This window comes from Pseudomonas sp. LBUM1646 (genome assembly GCF_059716165.1).
Genome location: NZ_CP166810.1, coordinates 3,467,762 through 3,485,994, shown reverse-complemented (window position 1 = coordinate 3,485,994; position 18,233 = coordinate 3,467,762). Strand labels below are relative to the sequence as shown.

At 57.2% G+C, this 18,233-nt stretch carries 14 protein-coding genes and 1 pseudogene; 3 read left to right on the top strand and 12 right to left on the bottom strand.

Going from position 1 to position 18,233, the window contains the following annotated elements; genetic code table 11:
• Positions 1 to 19: 19 nt before the first annotated feature.
• The 9 genes and pseudogenes from arnT to ACA071_RS16000 form a co-directional block, all read right to left on the bottom strand.
• Positions 20 to 1,744: pseudogene (gene arnT / locus ACA071_RS16040) on the bottom strand (lipid IV(A) 4-amino-4-deoxy-L-arabinosyltransferase).
• Between the two features lie 159 nt (positions 1,745 to 1,903).
• Complete coding sequence (pmrG, locus tag ACA071_RS16035) at positions 1,904 to 2,581, bottom strand: lipopolysaccharide core heptose(II)-phosphate phosphatase PmrG (RefSeq protein WP_497645247.1); 678 nt, start codon at positions 2,579 to 2,581, stop codon at positions 1,904 to 1,906.
• A gap of 374 nt (positions 2,582 to 2,955) precedes the next feature.
• Positions 2,956 to 3,504, bottom strand: coding sequence for a PqiC family protein (locus tag ACA071_RS16030; protein ID WP_497645246.1), 549 nt, complete (start codon positions 3,502 to 3,504; stop codon positions 2,956 to 2,958).
• Between the two features lie 16 nt (positions 3,505 to 3,520).
• A complete protein-coding gene (locus tag ACA071_RS16025) occupies positions 3,521 to 5,176 on the bottom strand; it encodes a PqiB family protein (RefSeq protein WP_497645245.1) in 1,656 nt (551 codons plus the stop codon).
• Positions 5,157 to 5,804 carry a paraquat-inducible protein A gene (locus ACA071_RS16020; protein ID WP_497645244.1) on the bottom strand — a complete coding sequence of 216 codons (648 nt, stop codon included), beginning with the start codon at positions 5,802 to 5,804 and terminating at the stop codon, positions 5,157 to 5,159. The genes ACA071_RS16025 and ACA071_RS16020 overlap by 20 nt, the downstream gene beginning before the upstream one ends.
• Positions 5,801 to 6,397 (bottom strand): paraquat-inducible protein A, encoded by a 597-nt coding sequence (locus ACA071_RS16015; RefSeq protein ID WP_497645243.1) that lies wholly within the window; start codon positions 6,395 to 6,397, stop codon positions 5,801 to 5,803. The genes ACA071_RS16020 and ACA071_RS16015 overlap by 4 nt, the downstream gene beginning before the upstream one ends.
• Positions 6,398 to 6,599: 202 nt before the next feature.
• Entirely contained in the window at positions 6,600 to 7,901 is a 1,302-nt protein-coding gene (locus ACA071_RS16010; protein WP_497645242.1) for an NAD(P)/FAD-dependent oxidoreductase, read from the bottom strand.
• On the bottom strand, positions 7,898 to 8,986 hold the full coding sequence (locus tag ACA071_RS16005) for a polyamine ABC transporter substrate-binding protein (protein ID WP_497645241.1): 1,089 nt from the start codon (positions 8,984 to 8,986) through the stop codon (positions 7,898 to 7,900). The genes ACA071_RS16010 and ACA071_RS16005 overlap by 4 nt, the downstream gene beginning before the upstream one ends.
• Before the next feature lie 143 nt (positions 8,987 to 9,129).
• A complete protein-coding gene (locus ACA071_RS16000) occupies positions 9,130 to 10,488 on the bottom strand; it encodes a glutamine synthetase family protein (protein WP_497645240.1) in 1,359 nt (452 codons plus the stop codon).
• A gap of 161 nt (positions 10,489 to 10,649) precedes the next feature.
• Between ACA071_RS16000 and ACA071_RS15995 the strand changes: the two genes are divergently transcribed.
• The 3 genes from ACA071_RS15995 (at position 10,650) to ACA071_RS15985 (ending at position 14,043) form a co-directional block, all read left to right on the top strand.
• The gene (locus ACA071_RS15995; protein WP_497645239.1) at positions 10,650 to 11,558 is read left to right on the top strand and encodes a helix-turn-helix domain-containing protein; all 909 of its coding nucleotides are present in this window, start codon (positions 10,650 to 10,652) and stop codon (positions 11,556 to 11,558) included.
• Positions 11,559 to 11,772: 214 nt separating this feature from the next.
• The gene (locus tag ACA071_RS15990) at positions 11,773 to 12,972 is read left to right on the top strand and encodes an alpha-xenorhabdolysin family binary toxin subunit A (protein ID WP_497645238.1); all 1,200 of its coding nucleotides are present in this window, start codon (positions 11,773 to 11,775) and stop codon (positions 12,970 to 12,972) included.
• A 27-nt stretch (positions 12,973 to 12,999) separates the two neighbouring features.
• Positions 13,000 to 14,043, top strand: coding sequence for an alpha-xenorhabdolysin family binary toxin subunit B (locus ACA071_RS15985; protein ID WP_497645237.1), 1,044 nt, complete (start codon positions 13,000 to 13,002; stop codon positions 14,041 to 14,043).
• 90 nt (positions 14,044 to 14,133) lie between these two features.
• On the opposite strand, the gene ACA071_RS15980 is transcribed toward ACA071_RS15985, so the two are convergent.
• The 3 genes from ACA071_RS15980 to galE all read right to left on the bottom strand — a co-directional run bounded on the left by ACA071_RS15980 (position 14,134) and on the right by galE (position 18,223).
• A complete protein-coding gene (locus tag ACA071_RS15980; protein ID WP_497645236.1) occupies positions 14,134 to 15,180 on the bottom strand; it encodes an acyltransferase family protein in 1,047 nt (348 codons plus the stop codon).
• Positions 15,181 to 15,677: 497 nt separating this feature from the next.
• Complete coding sequence (locus ACA071_RS15975; protein ID WP_497645235.1) at positions 15,678 to 17,168, bottom strand: family 16 glycosylhydrolase; 1,491 nt, start codon at positions 17,166 to 17,168, stop codon at positions 15,678 to 15,680.
• Positions 17,168 to 18,223: a UDP-glucose 4-epimerase GalE gene (gene galE, locus ACA071_RS15970; RefSeq protein WP_497645234.1), complete on the bottom strand. Its 1,056-nt coding sequence runs from the start codon at positions 18,221 to 18,223 to the stop codon at positions 17,168 to 17,170. The genes ACA071_RS15975 and galE overlap by 1 nt, the downstream gene beginning before the upstream one ends.
• Between the last annotated feature and the right edge of the window lie 10 nt (positions 18,224 to 18,233).

Below are 18,233 nucleotides of genomic sequence, written 5' to 3'. Positions count from 1 at the left end.
CTCCCACAGGGTTCGGTGTTCAGGGTTTGCTTTGGGGGAAGATCAAAATCTCCAGATTGCCACGCTCATAGCGCTTGCCATCCACCGGCAACAACGCCACTTCCTCGACCTCTTGCACACTGTTGACCCGCATCACCACGCCAACCGAGCCTTTCTTGCGCGCGTCGGTCATCCATTGGCCGACACTGTCCTTGGTGACTTTGCGCGAGGCCATTGCAGGATCTTCGAGGCCATATTTCAGCTCGCCGATGGTGTTGAACAGATCAACCTACGGGCGCTTCAATCGCCAGGACAAGGCCGATGCTGCGCCCAAATCATTGCTCAGCAACGTGGTCGTTTGGCTCAACGCGTCCTGGTGTTCGGCAATGAACTGGTCAGGCATCTTGCTGTTGACGATCGTCGCCGGCATCGCCGCGGGCAGCAGCGCCACGAGCAACCAGCTCCCCAGCGCCGGCGTGGCCCAGAACTGCAAGGGCCGCGAGACTTGCAGCGCATTGGCGATGATCCAGCCGGCCAGCACGATGTAGGCCAGGGACAGGCTGAACATCTCGGTGTTTTCGAAGATTTCCTTGGTCGCCTGGATGTAAATCAAGGCGATCAGGCTAACGCTGCCCAACACCACATTGAACGCACCGTTGAAACGAATGGCCCGGTCCTGCGCCCGGTCCATCAGGCCCGTCACGGCATGCCCCATCAGCAACGACAGCGGCAGCAGACACGGCATGATGTAGGTCGGCAACTTGCCGCTGCTCAGGCTGAAAAAGGCCAGGGGCAACAGCAACCAGAACAGCAGGAAACCCATGGCCGGCACACGCCTTTTTTTCCATGCCTGGATAAAGGTCGATGGCAACAACGCCGCCCACGGCATGCTCGAAGCCACCAGCAACGGCAGATAGAACCACCACGGCCGCGCGTGTTGCGCATCGTCGGCGGCGAACCGGCGAATATGCTCATTCCAGAAGAAAAACCGCCAGAAGTCCGGTTCCTGATGGTGAATGGCAAGCACCCACGGCAGGCAGACCACCGCCGCGACTACCACGGCCATCGGCCCATAGCGCAGCAGTTCACCCAAACGTCGTTGCCACAACATGTAGGGCAGGGCGATCAGCACCGGTAACAGCCAGGCGAGGAACCCCTTGGTCATGAAGCCCATGCCGCAAGCCGCACCTAACACGGCCCAGGCACCGAGTCGCCGTTTACCCGAGGGGCTGTCGATGGCAAACCACAACGACACCAGGCTCAAATTGACCCAGAACGTGAACTGCGGATCGAGATTTGCATAACCAGCCTGCCCGGCAATCAGTCCGAAACTCATATAGAGCAACGCACAGGCGCCACTTTTACGCGGGTCATTCCACAGGCGACGGGCGATCAGATACGTCAGCCACACGCTCAGTCCAGTGCTCAGCGCCGAGGCGATCCGCACGCCGAAGAGGTTGTCGTCGAACACGGCCTGGCCGATGGCGATCATCCAGTAGCCGGCAATGGGTTTTTCGAAATAGCGAATGCCCATGAAATGCGGGGCAATCCAGTCACCGCTCAGGCGCATTTCCTGGCTGATCTGGGCGTAGCGCGCTTCGTCGGGGATCCACAAACCGTGGCTCACCAGCGGCAGCAAATAGAACAGCACAAAGGCCAGGAACAGACCGGGAACTATCCAGCGTTCAACGGCAGTCGGGGCAGGCGCGGGACGGCGTGACATCTTTACCGCCGGGTGTTGCAACACGTTGTTGTGTGACGTCATCACTCGACCTTAACGCAGGAACACTGTGGATCCAGAGAACTATCAACCTTCCTGACTGAACAGTTCCTGAAGGAATTTAAACCAGATAAGTTTCTTATAGGTGCGCCATAAAGCGGTGAACTAAGTGATTGAGCTTTAGGCCTCTAGCGGTGGGGAGTATTACTTCAGCGTTTTATCGCTCAACAGCGAATGCCAATCAGCGTCATTCAGTATGCCCAGTACTTTAAGTTGTCCATCGCTGCCAATGCTCGCAAACAATGAACTGCTGTATTCGCTGGTATTCGCATGCTTGAAACCCGTCTGGACTTCGAAATCGCTGATGCAACCGCTGTGAGTAACCAGCACCGTGTTGCGATGGGCAACCTTGTGCGCGATCACATCGTCGCGCAGCGTTTGGCCACAGCTGGCCAGCCATTCCTGGGTTACCGCTTCCTGGCCAAACATGTAGTGCGCGGTTTGCTCCGTGCGAGTAACCGGGCTGGTGAAGACATCGGTCTGTGCCATGCCCAGGCGCATAAAGCCTTGGCCCACGGCGGTGGCCGACTGACTGCCGAGTTGGGTGATGCCGTCCGCCGGCCCCAGGCATGGGTTGCTTGAGCGGTCGCAGCGCTCGGCGTGACGCACCAACACTACCAATTCGCCTGCGTGCCAGCGCTGGATCAGTTCGGCACGAGCCTGGCGGTCGGCACTGCCGAGGTTGACGGGGGATCGATGCCAGATGACGAACCCCGTGACCAATGCCGCCACCAGAACCAAGACTGACACGCTGACAATCCTGGTGAGTCGGGACGGTATCCATCGTCTGGATGGCCTGGCAGATGACACTGATTCGAACACGGACTTGCCCCTTTGGATAACTCGAAAATTGCGCAAAACACCGCCTGACCCGGGATAGGGTCGACGGCTTTTTAAGTTGATTAGTCAAAGTTTCTACGATGCTCAATACACTAAGGGGCGATGCGTGTGAGCTCGGTGAAACGGATGTGAAAAATTTGCAGAGAAGTGCTCTGTTGCTCACGAAACTGCTTCCTTTTAGTTTCAGTGGGCAGAGCGTAGTTGACTAAGCAGGTATGAGGAGGGCTATTTGAAAACTAATATCAAATACATGAGTCATGTTATTTCTAACTGATTCCGGCGCTCATTATGGTCAATAAAAATCCAACGGCAGTATTGACGCCGTTGGGCTGAGGCAGGGAGGGTTGCCTCGTTTTTCAAGGTGAAGCCGGGCAAGCCCGTTGTGTAGCGGCCGCTTGGCTGATCACCGCGGCCAGGCGTTTGACGTTGTTTTGCTGAGCGGTGACCAAGTCTTCGATAGACGGCCCGGAAGGCGTCTGCAACGTACTGCGGCAAGTCACCAGCGCATTATCACCGGCACCCAGCGGCCGCAGGCGCCATTTGACGTCGATCAAGCCGTATTGGCCGGGAATCGAGTCGAAGCGCTGCACATCCACGCGCAATGACACTTTGCGCTGGGGGTTGGCGTTGGACAGTTGATCCTCCAGCGCACTGCGCAACTCATCCGACAGGCTCGCTCCCCACCAATCGGTTTCGAGAATCGACAGGCCACTGTTGCCCTGGCGAATGACGATCTGTGGCCGATCGACCTGCGGCGGCACGCTGAGGCCTTCGATCCTGATCTCGTCGCCGTTGCTCCGAGCCAGTTGCGCCGGGGTCAGGGTGTGAAAGTGAATCGGGTCGCTACGACACGCCGCGAGCAGCAGCAACGCGGCGACCAGGGTGATCTTCGGCGAAAAAGCCATGGTGTTGCTCCTGTGGTCAGTTACGCGGTGGCCCTTGCAGGTCGGCCGGCGCTGCATTGTCGGGGCGCCCGCGAATCAGCGATTCCGGGTGCCGCCCCAGGTAATCCGAGAGTTCACGCAGGGAACGCGACATGCGTTTGAGTTCGTCCAGGGTCTGGGTCAGTTGTTCGCGTTGCGGCGAGTCTTCGGCGAGGGTCGAACTGGCCGAATTCAGGGTCTTGCTCACGTCCGCCAGCGTGGTCTGCACGCCGGGCAGGGTCTTGGCGTTGAATTGCGCCAGGCCTTTGCGCAGCTCAACGAGGTTGCTGTCGAGGTTGCTGGCAATCCGTTCCACCGGCAGTTGATTGATCTTGTTGACCATGGCCTCGAGTTTTTCCTGCAATTGTTCGAGGCTGCCGGGGATGGTCGGGATGCTGACCGGCCGCGCGCTTGGATCGAACGTGACTTTCTCCGCTTTAGGATAGAAATCCAGCGAGATGTACAACTGACCGGTCAGCAGGTTGCCGCTGCGGGCCTGGGCGCGCAGACCGTTTTCGATAAACGTGCCCATCAGGCGTACGCCAGCCGCTTCGTCATTGGGATCATGCATCAGCGCCTTGACCATTTTGGTGTGTGCCTGACCCAATCGTTGCGGGTAGATCACGATGCCGACGTTGACCGGGAAGCTGCGTTTCTTCTCGTCGAAGTCCAGATTGATCGCCACCACCTTGCCGATTTCCATGCCGAGGAATTCCACCGGCGCATCGACCTTGAGCCCGCGCAGGGCCTGGTCGAAACGCAAGCTCAGGTACTGCGCCTTGCCATTGGGCGGGGCAAGGGCGGTGGTCTGGTCGTCGAACAGCTCAAAACTCTTTTCTTCGGCGGCGGGTTGATCGTTGGGGCTGTACTGCGGGGCGAGAAAGGCGATGCCGCCCACCAACAGCGAGGACAGCGATTCGGTTTTCACCGCGAATCCGTTGGCGCCGATATTCAGATCAATGCCGCTGGCGTTCCAGAACCGGGTGTTTTCGGTGACGTAGGCGTCATTCGGCGCATGGATGAACAGTTCGAGGTTTACCCCTTTGCCATCGGCGTCCAGCGCATACGCCACCACCTGGCCGACCGGAATCTTGCGGTAGTAGACCGGTGAGCCGATATCCAGCGAGCCGAGGTCCTGGGAGTGCAGGGTGAAGCGCTTGCCCGGTTCGCCGTAGGTAATGGGCGGCGGATTCTCCAGGCCGGTAAAATTTTTCGCACGACTGTTGGCGTGACCGATATCGGCGCCGATGTAGTCGCCGGACAGCAGGGTATCGATCCCCGAGACCCCACCTGCGCCGATACGCGGGCGCACCACCCAGAACTGCGAGTCTTCGCGGGTGAAGGTTTCCGCCTGTTTGGCGAGTTTGATCGTGGCATCGACACTTTTCTGGTCGTGGCTCAACTCCACGTCCGAGACATGCCCGATCACCACGTTGCGGTACTTGACCTCGGTTTTGTTGGCGGTCAGGCCATTGCCGGTCTTGAAGGTCACGACAATCGTCGGGCCTTCCTGCATGACGCTGTGCACCACCAGCGAAATCCCCACCAGCACGGCCACGATCGGCACGATCCACACCAGCGAAACGCTGAAACGGCGGGTCTTGATACTGGCCTGTCCCGGGGCTTGCGGCCCGTCAGTGGCTTGCGACTTCATCCGCGACCTCCTCATTGTTCAGTTCTTTATCCCAGATCAATCGGGGATCGAAGCTCATCGCCGAGAGCATGGTGAACACCACCACCAGGCCGAAAAACAGAATGCCCGCACGGGGTTCGATATCGGCCAGGGCCTGGAACTTCACCAGCGAAGCGACCAGGGCGACCACGATCACGTCGAGCATTGACCAATAGCCGATAACCTCGACGAAGCGGAACAACTTTGAGCGCTCCTTGCGCGCCCACAGGCTGTCACGCTGGACGGTCACCAGCAGCAACGTCAGGGCGACGAACTTGATACCCGGCACCGCGATGCTGGCGATAAAAATGATCAGGGCAATGTCCCAGGCACCGTGCTCCCAAAACTCCAGCACGCCGCTCATGATCGTACTGTCGGCGCCGTTGCCGACCATTTTGGTGTTCATCACCGGCAGCAGATTGGCTGGGACATAGAACGCCAGCGCGGCGAACAGGTAGGCCCAGGTCCGGGCCAGTGAGTTGACCTTGCGCCGGTGCAGCGGGGCGCCACAGCGTTCGCATTCGTGAGGATCGTTGGTCGTGTCACAAGCCAATCCGCAGGTGTGACACAGGCACAGGCCCAGTTCGCTGGCGACCGGAGGCGTTGTCATAGGACATCCCACAGTTCGCGGATATCGCGCCCGGCAATGCGAATCATCATCAGACTGAGAATGGCCAGGGCAAACAGGCCGATACCGGGCAGCACATCCAGCAACCCGGCGAGCTTGATGACCGCGACCATCGCCCCCAGCAGGCAGACTTCCAGCATGCTCCAGGGTCGCAGGGTTTCCAGCCAGCGCATGCAGAAGCGGAAACCGGGGGAGCGCTGACGGGCGAGGGCGAAGCTCAGGACCCAGATCAACAGGACCAGTTGGATAATCGGCGCGATGATCATCGAAATCGCCGCCACCATGGCGATGAAGGTGATCGGCCCCAGGCTCAGGGCCAACACCGAATCCCAGAGTGTGGCGCTGTTTTTCAGGCCTTTGAGGCTGATGCTCATGACCGGGAAAAAATTGGCAAAAATCCACAACACTAACGCGGTGAAGGTCAGCGCCAGGCGCTGCTCCAGCGTCAGGCCGTTATACCGCTGGAGCACGCCGCCGCAGCGGGTACACAGGGTTTTTTGATGTTTGGCGAGCGTGACTTTCTCATACACGCAGTCGCAGTGCTCGCAGATGATCAACTGGTCAGTCGTGGCCATGGGTCGCATTCGCAAGGAGGCAGGAAAGTCAGAGCACCTTCTCAATATAGAAGTGCCTTGCGATAGAGCAAATTAAAAGGCGGTTCAAAGGGATGGACTGTCCTCATGTAGGAGCAAGGCTTGCCCGCGATGGCGTCCCTGAGATCGTTATCGCGGGCAAGCCTTGCTCCTACAAGTATGGCGTTGTCATCGGGGGAGGGGATTAGCCGAACATCTCGCGCAGGCGATACCAGAACATGCCCAGCGCCAGCAGCGGCGAACGCAAGGCGCGGCCACCGGGAAAAGTCATGTGTGGCACGGCGCTGAAGACATCGAAGCCTTTGCTGTGCCCGGCATGGATCGCTTCACCCAGCAGTTTGGCGCACCAGTGAGTCACGTTCAGCCCATGGCCGGAATAACCCTGGGCGTAGAACACATTCGGATGTTGGCTCAAGCGGCCGACCTGCGGAAAACGATTGGCCGAGATGCCGATCTTGCCGCCCCATTGATAGTCGATGCGCACGTTCGCCAGTTGCGGGAACACCTTGAGCATGGCCGGGCGCATATAAGCCGCAATGTCCGAAGGATCGCGCCCGGAGTAGTGGCAGGCACCGCCAAACAGCAAGCGCCGGTCCGCCGAGAGCCGGTAGTAATCCAGGCCGACTTTCTGGTCGCACAGCGCCAGATTCTGCGGGATTAACTGCGCGGCGACCTCAGGCGACAGCGCTTCGGTGGCGATGATGTAACTGCCGGCTGGGAGCACCTTACCGCTGAGCTTCGGTTCCAGTTCTTCGAGATGCGCATTGCAACCCAGCACCACGCTGCCGGCGCGGATCGTGCCGCCGGTGCAACGAACCTGCACGGTACTGCCGTGGATCAACTCCAGCACCGGACTTTGTTCGAAGATCCGCACGCCGAGGGATTCGGCCAGCCGCGCTTCGCCCAGTACCAGGTTGAGCGGGTGCAGATGCCCTGAACCCATGTCGATCAAGCCACCGGCATAGACACCGGAATTCACCACGTGCTGACGAATCTGCTCTGGCCCGATCAGCCGGGTCTCATGGGCGTAACCCTGGGCGACGAGGCCTTCTTGCTCCACTTTGAACGCTGCAAACTGCGCCGCCGTGTTCGCCAGTTCACAAAAGCCCCAGCGCAGGTCGCAGTCGATGCCGTTTTCCTGGATTCGATTGCCCACCAACGCCACGGATTCGACCCCGGCGCGCTCCATGTAACGCACGCCTTCTTCACCGACATAGCGGGCAAAACCGCTGACGTCATGGCCGATGCCACGAATCAACTGCCCACCGTTGCGCCCGCTGGCGCCCCAGCCAATGCGCCGGGCCTCCAGCAAGATCACCGACAGTCCGCGCTGCGCCAGTTCGATGGCGGTATTGACGCCCGTGAACCCGCCACCGATCACGCAGACATCGGCGTCAAGGTCCGAGGCCAGCGTGGGGTAGGGCGCCAGGCTCTTCACCGTGGCGGCGTAATAGGAATGGGCGTGTTCGTTGCTGTACTGATTCATTTGTTGGACTTCACTTTGCTCCAGGAACGGGTCATCAAACGCATGATCGCCTGGGGCGGGGTGGTAGAAATGTAGAGTTTGTCGAGGACGGCCTGGGAAGGGTAGACCTCAGGATTGTTCACCAATGCCTCATCCATGTATTGCTTGGCGGCCGGGTTCGGGTTGGCGTAACCCACCGAGGCACTGACCTTGGCGATCACTTGCGGGTCCAGCAGGTAATTGATGAAGGTGTGGGCTTCTTTCGGGTTGCTGGCGTCGGCGGGAATCGCCAACAGGTCAAACCACAGGTTGCTGCCTTCCTTCGGGATGGCATAGGCGATGTTCACGCCGTTCTTCGCTTCCTTGGCCCGATTGGCGGCCTGGAACACGTCACCGGAGTAACCGAAGGCCACGCAGATGTCGCCGTTGGCCAGGTCCGACACGTACTTCGACGAGTGGAAATAGGTGATGTATGGCCGAATGCTCATCAGCTTCGCTTCAGCCTTTTTGAAGTCCTCGGGGTTTTCGCTGCGTGGGTCCATGCCCATGTAGTTGAGCACGGCCGGGAACACTTCGTCCGCAGAATCCATCATCGACACGCCGCATTGGCTGAGTTTCTTGATGTTCTCCGGTTCGAACAGCACGGCCCAGGAGTCGATATGGTCGATGCCCAGCACTTGCTTGACCTTGTCGACGTTGTAACCGATGCCGTTGGTGCCCCACAGGTACGGCACCGAATGGGCGTTCTCCGGATCGTTTTTCTCCAACAGAGTGAGCAGTTTCGGGTCGAGGTTCTTGAAGTTGGGCAGTTGCGAGCGGTCCAGTTTGAGGAACGCCCCGGCCTTCACCTGGCGAGCGAGGAAGTGGTTGGACGGCACCACTACGTCATACCCGGTGCGGCCGGCGAGCAATTTGCCTTCCAGGGTTTCGTTGGAATCGAATACGTCGTAGATCACCTTGATCCCGGTTTTGCCCTGGAAGTCGGCGAGGGTGGTCTCGCCGATGTAATCGGTCCAGTTGTAGACGCTGACCTGTGGCTGAGCCTGGGCACCAGCACTAAACATAATCGCCAGCGCGACCGGAACCACGGATTTCAATAGACGCATTAGACACCTCTTTTTGTAGTTGGATGATCGTTCCCACGCTCTGCGTGGGAATGCCTCAAGGAACGCTCTGCGTTCCAGTGGGACGCTCTGCGTCCCGGGCTGCATTCCCACGCGGAGCGTGGGAACGATCATTACGATCACTATCAGACGCTGAGCAACAGGAATTCACGCTCCCAGGAACTGATCACGCGCTTGAAGTTTTCATGCTCGGCGCGTTTCACCGCGACATACCCGCGCACAAATTTGCTGCCCAGGTAACGCCCGACGGTTTCGCATTCTTCCATCTGGCTCAAGGCGTCTTCGATGGTGATCGGCAGGCGCAGATTGCGACGTTCGTAGGCGCGGCCCTGCACCGCAGCGCTCGGCTCGATCTTCTCAACCATGCCGAGATAACCGCACAACAGGCTCGCGGCAATCGCCAGATACGGGTTGGCGTCGGCGCCGGGCAAACGGTTTTCCACGCGCATGGCATCGGGAGTGGAGGTCGGCACACGCAGGCCGACGGTGCGGTTTTCTTCGCCCCATTCGACGTTTACCGGCGCCGAGGTGTCCGGCAGGAAGCGGCGGAACGAGTTCACGTTAGGCGCGAACATCGGCAGCACTTTCGGGATGTACTTTTGCAGGCCGCCGATGTGATGCAGGAACAGCTCGCTCATCTTGCCGTCGGCATCGGCGAAGATCGGCTGGCCCGTAGCGATATCCACCACGCTCTGGTGCAAATGCATCGCGCTGCCTGGCTCGTCGCCGATCGGCTTGGCCATGAAGGTCGCGGTGACGTTGTGCTTGAGCGCCGCTTCGCGCAGGGTGCGTTTGAACACGGTGATCTGGTCCGCCAGGTCCAGCGCATCGCCGTGACGGAAGTTGATTTCCATCTGCGCGGGGCCGTCTTCGTGAATCAGTGTGTCGAGGTCCAGGCCTTGGAGTTCGCACCAGTCGTAGACGTCTTCGAACAGCGGGTCGAATTCGTTGGCGGCGTCGATGGAGAACGACTGCCGGCCACTTTCCGCCCGACCGGAACGACCCAGCGGCGCCTTGAGCGGCAAGTCCGGGTCTTCGCAACGCTGGGTCAGGTAGAACTCCATTTCCGGCGCGACAATCGGCTTCCAGCCTTTGTCGGTGTACAGCTGCAGGACTTTCTTCAACACGTTGCGCGGCGACAGTTCGATCGGGTTGCCGAACTTGTCGAAGGTGTCGTGAATCACGATGGCGGTCGGCTCGATCGCCCATGGAATCACATAAACGGCGTCGGCCACGGGTTTGCAAATCATGTCGATATCGGCCGGGTCGAGCAGGTCGTAGTAGACGTCGTCGTCGACAAAGTCCCCGGTTACTGTTTGCAAAAGCACACTTTCCGGCAGGCGCATGCCTCGCTCATGCAGGAACTTGTTGGTGGGTGCAATCTTGCCGCGAGCGATGCCGGTCAAGTCGCTGACCACACACTCGACCTCAGTAATCTTGTGATCTTTCAGCCACGTGAACAGCTGATCGAAAGGGACATTCATAAAGACCTCGTTATTGGTTTTAGTAACGCCGGGGAGGGCGGTCGCATCCGACAGACACTTCCCCTGAAGCGCGTTGACGACTATCTTGGGCGAGCCTTGCGGTTCCATCTATCCACTTTAAGCAGCACCAAAACGCACCAAACGAGTGCGTAAGGTCACCCATGACAGCGTGCAATCCGTTACAAGTCCAAGCGTTCAACACCGCCGATGTCGCCGAGCAAATCCGCGCCACACCGGGTTGGGTGCAGCATTACCAGCAGATGTCGCCCGGGCATTTCGCGGGTTTGGTGCGCTATCTGGACCTGCAAGGTGTGGAGATTTACGAAGAACACATGAACACCCGGGTCGAGCAGAATTTCAGTGCGCCGCAGGGTTCGCTGGCGTTCTGTTTTGATCGCAGTGACAACGCGCTGTACGTGTTGAATGGTGAAAGTCGCAACATCTGGATCACCCCGGAGAACTACCAGGAGATCGCCGTGGTGTTTGGTCCGGAGTTCGTCCAAAGGCACGGTTTGAATGTGGCGCGGCTGGAAGGCTTGTTCATGTCACCGCTCAATTGCCAGCAGAACGCGCTGTTCAGTCGCTGGTTAAGCGGCACATTGACCCGCCTGGCGCAGACGCTGGACCCGCCCAGTCGGGAAGCATTGACCCTGCAACTGCTGGAAGACTGCCTGTATATCCTCGACAACGCGTGCGTGCGCCTGGATCAAGGGGGGCTGCAACGGCGGACCGAGGAGCGAACGGTCATGAAGCGTGTCGGCGAATGGGCCGCCGATGCGCCGGAGGAAACCCTCAACCTGCTGGAGCTTTCCCAGGTCGCGGGAGTGTCATTGCGTCAGTTGCAACATGCGTTCAAGGCCTTTACCGGTATGACACCGACCCATTGGTTGCGCTTGCGTCGGCTCAACAGCGCACACCGCGAACTACTCAGCCGCACAACGAATGAGACCACGGTTGCCGAAGTGGCGATGCACTGGTCGTTTTGGCATTTGGGGCGATTTTCCAGCAGTTACCATGCGTTGTTCAAAGAGTTGCCGAGTGAAACGCTCAAGCGTGGAAACAGAGTGTAACTAATACAACTATTAATACTTGGCTGTAGGACGCGTCCTGCATATGTAGCTCAATGTTTCGAGAATGTTTGATCTTTAGAAAGATTCCGTTCTCAATCAAGCACCTAAGGGTTTTTGCAATCATTCAGGTGATTTGACGCAGCATCCAGGTCATCTAGCTTCTGTTCGTCGATACAACCGGTGTATCGAACTAAATGAACCGAGGCTAAACGATATGGCTGTTGTGCTGAAAGATTCAGAAAGTAGTAACGACCTTCCCAAAGCGGTACTTCATCTGATTTCAGGGGAGTACCCGGGGGTTGCGCGTAGCGCTGGGGTATTTACCAAAGAAGATGTCATCAAAATCAAACAGTATGTGAAGAAGGGGCTTTCGCTGCCAAGCGAATTGCCGGAAGTTGAGTCTTACCTGAAATACACCAAAGTGGATATCGCCGGGCTTGAGCCAAGCGACATTCAGGTGTTATTCAAGAAAATCCGGATTCATGCCGCCAGTTGGGATGGGGTGGAAAACAAGATTGTCCAGCAAAGTATCGACTTGAGCTCTGCGGCGAAAAACATCGTCAGCAGCGGCGGGGAAATTATTTCCGTCATTAAGGAAATGCCCATTATGGAACGGGTCAGAACCACATTGGGTGGCCTGAGCAACAACGATCTTGAGGGCCTCAAATACACCTCTGACGATGGCGAGGTGGCGTCTGCCGTGACTGAAATCATCGAGCTGATGAAGGTCGATATCAAACGTCAGCAAAGCGCAACGAAAGAGCTCAAAGACCGTATTTCCAATTTCAAGATCGAGCTGGCTGGCGGCGAACTGTCGACGGGCAAGCGCGTCTTTGGACTGCAATCCGAGGTCAAGGGCAAATATGACTTGATGGAGCGAAACAACTTGCTCGAATCCATCGCCAGCTCCAAAGAAACCATTCGTACAAAAAAAGACCGGATCACCCAGCTGGACAAGGACTACGACTATTACGTCGGTATGTCGTTCTCCGGCGGGTTGCCGATCTTCTGGCCTATTTCAGGCTCGATATTTGGCCCCAAAGCCGAGACTGCGCGCAAAGAGCGCAATGCACTGAAGTCAGAGGTTGATGCCTTGGAGTTGTCCGTCAGTGGCAAGGAAAGTTTGCAGACCGCGATGGAAAGTTCGCTGTCGAGCTTTGGTGATCTCGGCATTCGCATGGCCGGCGCTGAGGCGGCACTCAATATCCTGAATACGATGTGGCAAACCATCCTGAGCAAGATTGATGCGTCGGTTGAACAGTTTGGGCGTATCAACAATGCCTTGCGCCTGACTTCATTTGTCGCGGAGTTCGCCCTGGTGATTGACCCGTGGCGCGACGTTAAGAACACCGCGGGTGAACTGGTGGCCACCTTTAATGAAGCCCTGGAAGAATACAAAAATAATTTTAATTAATTGCTTGGCGACCAAAGGATGACTGCCATGAACAATGTGACACCGATCGATACCCAACTTATTCCCGACATCGACGTTAAGAAAATCATTCAAACCATTCGCGACGTTTCGAGGCTGGCCAGTTTCAGACAGGACCGGGCTGACGTGCTGCAGGAAAGGGCGCAGCGGGTTGCCGCGTACTTGAACAATATCGATAAAACCATGCGCGAATCCTTTCCCGTATTGCTGACTGCATTGAACGGCGCCTCCGGACAGAGCTACTTTGATGCCCTTGCCGAGTTGAACGACGCCTTGGCCAGGAACGATCTGACGGCGCAAGATCGGGAAATGGTCAGCGAGGAGGTCTTGAACATCAAGCGCAACATCGAGGCGATGCTGGAAGGTGTCGAGGCAAAGTTTACCGACCGTTCCCGGTTTCTCGAGAACGAAGTGCGCAGCCTCTACAAAGTCGAAATAGATGAGCGGGCGGATGAACCGCTGAAGGTGGCCAGGGCGCGCAAAGCCAGAATCCTGGTGGCGTTGAATGATCAGAGTCTGAGCAAAGCGAAATGTGAGCAGCAGCGAGACACGCTGATCAAGGCACAGGACGTGATTCGCGAATTCAACCTGGCGGACATGTATAAAAACTACATCCCCGACGGTGAAGCGCTTGACAGTCTGGACATGGCGAACCCGAAAAAAGAGGCGGTGAAGCAGGGCATCGAACTGGTCAGAACGGTGCTGGGGGTGGTTTCTGACGGCATCAAATACAGCGAACTTGCGACCTCACGGAACAACCTAGACAAAGAAATCCAAGCGCTCACTCAATCGATAGAGGGACTGAACAGGGAGCTACAGACCGCTGAGGATGCTTTATCCGATATCACTGCTGTCGTGGAAATAGACCGCCAACGCCGAGTAGTCGGTGAGGAAATCATTGCAGTGGCGAGTGTGTGGCTGGGGTTTTCGATGAGCCTCGATACACTGAAAAGCATGGATTACACCCAGGCCGAGTTATCCAGGTTTCTGAATCGATACAACACGCATCTGGAGAAACTGACGGCTGACTACAACAGCATCATGATCCACTAGGAAATCTGCCAGCGATTCAAACGAGTTCGCCCCCAGGTCGACTGGCATCGGCCTGGGGGCGAAGTGGGAGAGCGCCTACGTTAGAACTAATCAGCCTCTGACACGGCTGAAGGAGAATGAAAGGGATTTTTTCATTAGCCTGGCGATGGGGGTTTCTATTTTTTTGTGGATGATATGGGACGCACCTATCATCAAGGCGATGGTGCCCCATAGCAGTAAGTGCGGATTCACAGCCGGATAGGCAATGTTAAAGATCATAAAACCGATCATTTGATGTAATAGGTAAAGCGGGTAGGTCAGCGCGCCTAATGCAGTCCAGTTCAATGCCCCTATGGCTGCCGTTTTGTTCGTGGCGATCAGGAGAAACGTCATGAAAAACAGGGTAATCATGCTGCAAACGATCAGAGGACTGAATTCGGTTGGATATTTGGTTTCGAGCAATTCGGCCCATACGATTGCGGTATAGCTGGCTAATGCCAATGCACCCGCCAATAGCAGAGCTCGTATTTTTGTGAATCCCTTGGCCCATATCATGTAGAACGTTGCACCCGCTATGAAATAGGCAGCGTAATCGGTAATTAATATCGTGCGCATCTTTTCAAAAGCGAGTACTTCTGCGGTGGCAGAGATCAGTAGCCAGAATACGAGGTAGGTCTCTATTTTTTCTATTTTCTTGAAGCCCAACAGAATGGAAATCATCAGGTAAAATTTTATTTCTACAAACAGTGACCAGTAAACGCCGTCTATCGGCGTGACACCCATCAAGTCGCCAAGGAAGGTCATGTTAATCATGTATTGATAAAGATCAGCGGTAAATCTTGGCTGTCCGATGGCAAGAGTGATTAGAAAAGTGAGGGTGCAGCACACCCAAAAAGCAGGGCAGAGGCGAACGACGCGGGAGATGAAAAATACTTTGAGATTATTGCTGGAGGCGGTCATCAGAATGACGAATCCGCTGATCATGAAAAACAGTTCGACGCCTAAATAACCGTATTTGGCAGGCTCAGCCAATAGCGGGTAGGGCATTGCCGACATGTCGCCCTTTGCATACCCGCGAAAAGCGTAGTGAAAAAACACGACTGCGACAGCCGCAAGGAAACGCAGCAAGTCCAGTTCTTTCAGCCGGCGGTTGATCATGCATATGCGCTCCAGACGTGTTCGCGCTGATTGAAAACTGACCACCCTGCCGATTGAAATTTGACCCAGGGCGTACGCTATAGCAGCAGTAGCGCCTCATGGATTTCAATTGAAGGTGTAATACCTTCTTTGCGTCGGCTATCGAGCCAGTTTCTGGTTTTGTTTATATCGAAGATCTGGCCCTGGTCCATCAAGGTCAAAAGGAGCTCATCGGAAACCCGATAGCGCCCGCAATCCGGACAATTCCTCTCCTCCCAAGGGCCGTTACACTGAATGCGTTCCGCCACGCCGACACAAATAAGACAATTCATCGTTATTACCCATTCTTGTTTTTTTAACCGCCGCCATGAGCCGGTTGAGACGCCACGCACGGGAATCATCCGGCACGCTGATGAGGCTGGAACTTTGTCGACCTGAATGATCGAACGAAAGTTCAGGGCGTTGACGCTTTCAGGACAAGCAGGTCGTATCTACCACCCAACCTGACGTCATGACGTCTATCGACTCCGTTGCCACACCTTGACGTAGTCGACTTCGAAGGTGGAGGGCAGGTCAGCATCGTCGACCACGCCGAACCATTTCCACATGGCCTCACTGTCAAAGACGATCTGCATGGGGAAGAAGAAGTGTGTGTTCTTCGACTCCCTGACCAGCACGCCATCGACGTACCAGCGCAGGGTGTCGGGCTGCCAGTCGAAGCCGTAGACATGAAAGTCACTTGCCAGGCGCCAGGGGCTTATCCAGGTGCTGCCGTTGGCGATATGTTCGGTGCTTTGCGGCGTGGCCCACAGGTGGGCGTTCATGTTGTAAGAACGATCTGAGGCAGCGTCTTTGGTCTTGCCGCCGATTTCGAAGATGTCGATTTCGGTGGCGTTGTCAGCCATGCCCGTCCACGCCAGCCAGAAGGCGCTGGAGGCCGCGGAGTTCATGGGTTTGCCCCGTGCTTCGTAATAGCCGTAGAAGCCGCGTTCAAAGGTACGAACCATGGCTGAGGTGTAGTCCTTGAAACCGAGTTGGACGTACTTTTGCGGCAAGGTTTCCTTGCGAAAGACGATGTTCAGGTTGCCGTTGGCCAGGAACGCATTGGCCGGCCTGAACAGCGCCGGTTTGCGACCCAAGGATTCATTCCCCTGGGCATTGTTGACGTGCCAGCGCACGGAGTCGAGAACGTCGCCATTGAAGTCATCGGACAGTTTGCTATCGAATATCCAGTTGCCGGCATTGGCCTGGTCGGACAGGGGCAAGCCGGCGTCGCCGAGTGTCGGCAAAGTGCCCAGCGGTCCGACCCGGGTCCAGGTATCGGCCTCCCGGGGAACGGCAACCGACCACTTGTTCGCCAGGTATTGATACGCCTCTTGTTGCTGCGCAAGGGAGGCAAACGGGCGGTCGTACACCAGCACTTCCGCGATATCGCCTTTGAAATTGTCGGAATTGCCGACCACGTTGCGCCCGACCGCGTAGGGACCAATCGGCACGTCGTGAAGTTCGAGGACGGAAAAGGTCGGCGCGTAGGTGTCTGCCTGTCGCAGGCTGATGGCGAAGTTCGGCAGCACGTTGTCGTTATCGGCGCTTTTTGGACGCGAGCTGAACAGCCGCTGCCAAGGGTCTGCCGGGCTCTGCTCGGGCAACCGACGGGAGACGATCAGGAGGGTCACCGAGCCTTTGCCGGCGCGGATTGTTTTGCCCAGAAACGCCGAAACGCCATTGAAGCGCACCACCGCGTTGCCGTGCATTGCGTTGGCCACGCGCTGCGGACGCGAGGACGCAATTGCATCGTCTACCGTGGCGTGGTTGGTCTTGCCGGACTTGTCGTTCCAGCGCTGGAGGCGGCCCTGCGTATCGATACTCATGGTCGACGCATCGGCCGCGTCCAGCCACAGCGCCAGCCCGGCGGCTGGCGGACGGGAAGGCGCTGGCGCTGGCGCGGCGCTGCAAACCAGCGAAACCGACAGCAGGAGTGCCAGCAGACATTCTTTAAACATCGGCATCACTTCACCGCAATCGGCGCCGGAATTTCGAATGAAGACTGATACCCCTGCGGATTACACGACTGCCACCGCCAGGTATCGATGATCATTTGCTCCAGGCCGCGTTGCGCGCTCCAACCCAGTTCGCGTCCTGCCTTGCTCGGGTCGGCCCAGCATTTGGCGATGTCACCGAGGCGGCGCGGAGCGAAGTGGTAGGGAATGGTGATGCCGGTGATGTCCTCGAAACTGTGGATGATCTGCAGCACGCTGTAGCCGATGCCGGTGCCGAGGTTCCAGAAATTGATGCCGCTGTGGTGCTGCAACACCTGCAACGCTTTGAGATGACCGTTGGCAAGGTCGACCACATGAATGTAGTCGCGTACGCAGGTCCCATCCACGGTGGGATAGTCGCAGCCGTAAACCGTGAGTTCGGGAATCCGGCCAATCGCGACCTGCGTCAGGCACGGCAACAGGTTGTTGGGGCGGCCCCTGGGATCTTCGCCGATCATCCCGCTTTCGTGAGCGCCAATCGGGTTGAAGTAGCGCAATAACCCGATGCTCCAGCGTGGGTCGGAGTCGCACAGATCGGTGAGCAACTCTTCGATCATGAGCTTGGTGCGGCCGTAGGGGTTGACCGGTTTGCCGGTGCCGAAATCTTCGGCAATCGGTGTTCGTGTGGGCTCTCCGTACACCGTGGCCGATGAGCTGAACACCAGTTTGAACACGTTATTGCGAGCCATTGCCCGGCACAGGTCAAGCGTGCCGGCGACGTTGTTGGCGTAGTAGTCCAGCGGCTTGCGCACGCTTTCTTCAACGGATTTGAGGCTGGCGAAATGCACCACAGCGTCAATGTCGTAGCGGCTGAAGATATCGTCGAGCAGGATCGAGTCGCGAATATCGCCATTGATGAAATCGACCCGGGTCTGGGTCAGTTGCTCAAGGCGCGCGATGCACTCTCGACAGCTGTTGCACAGGTTGTCGAGCACCAGCACATCGTGTCCGGCGTTAATGAGCGCGAGGGCGGTATGAGAACCAATGTAGCCGGCCCCGCCAGTAATCAACGTAGTTTTGCGCATGGTGAGGTCT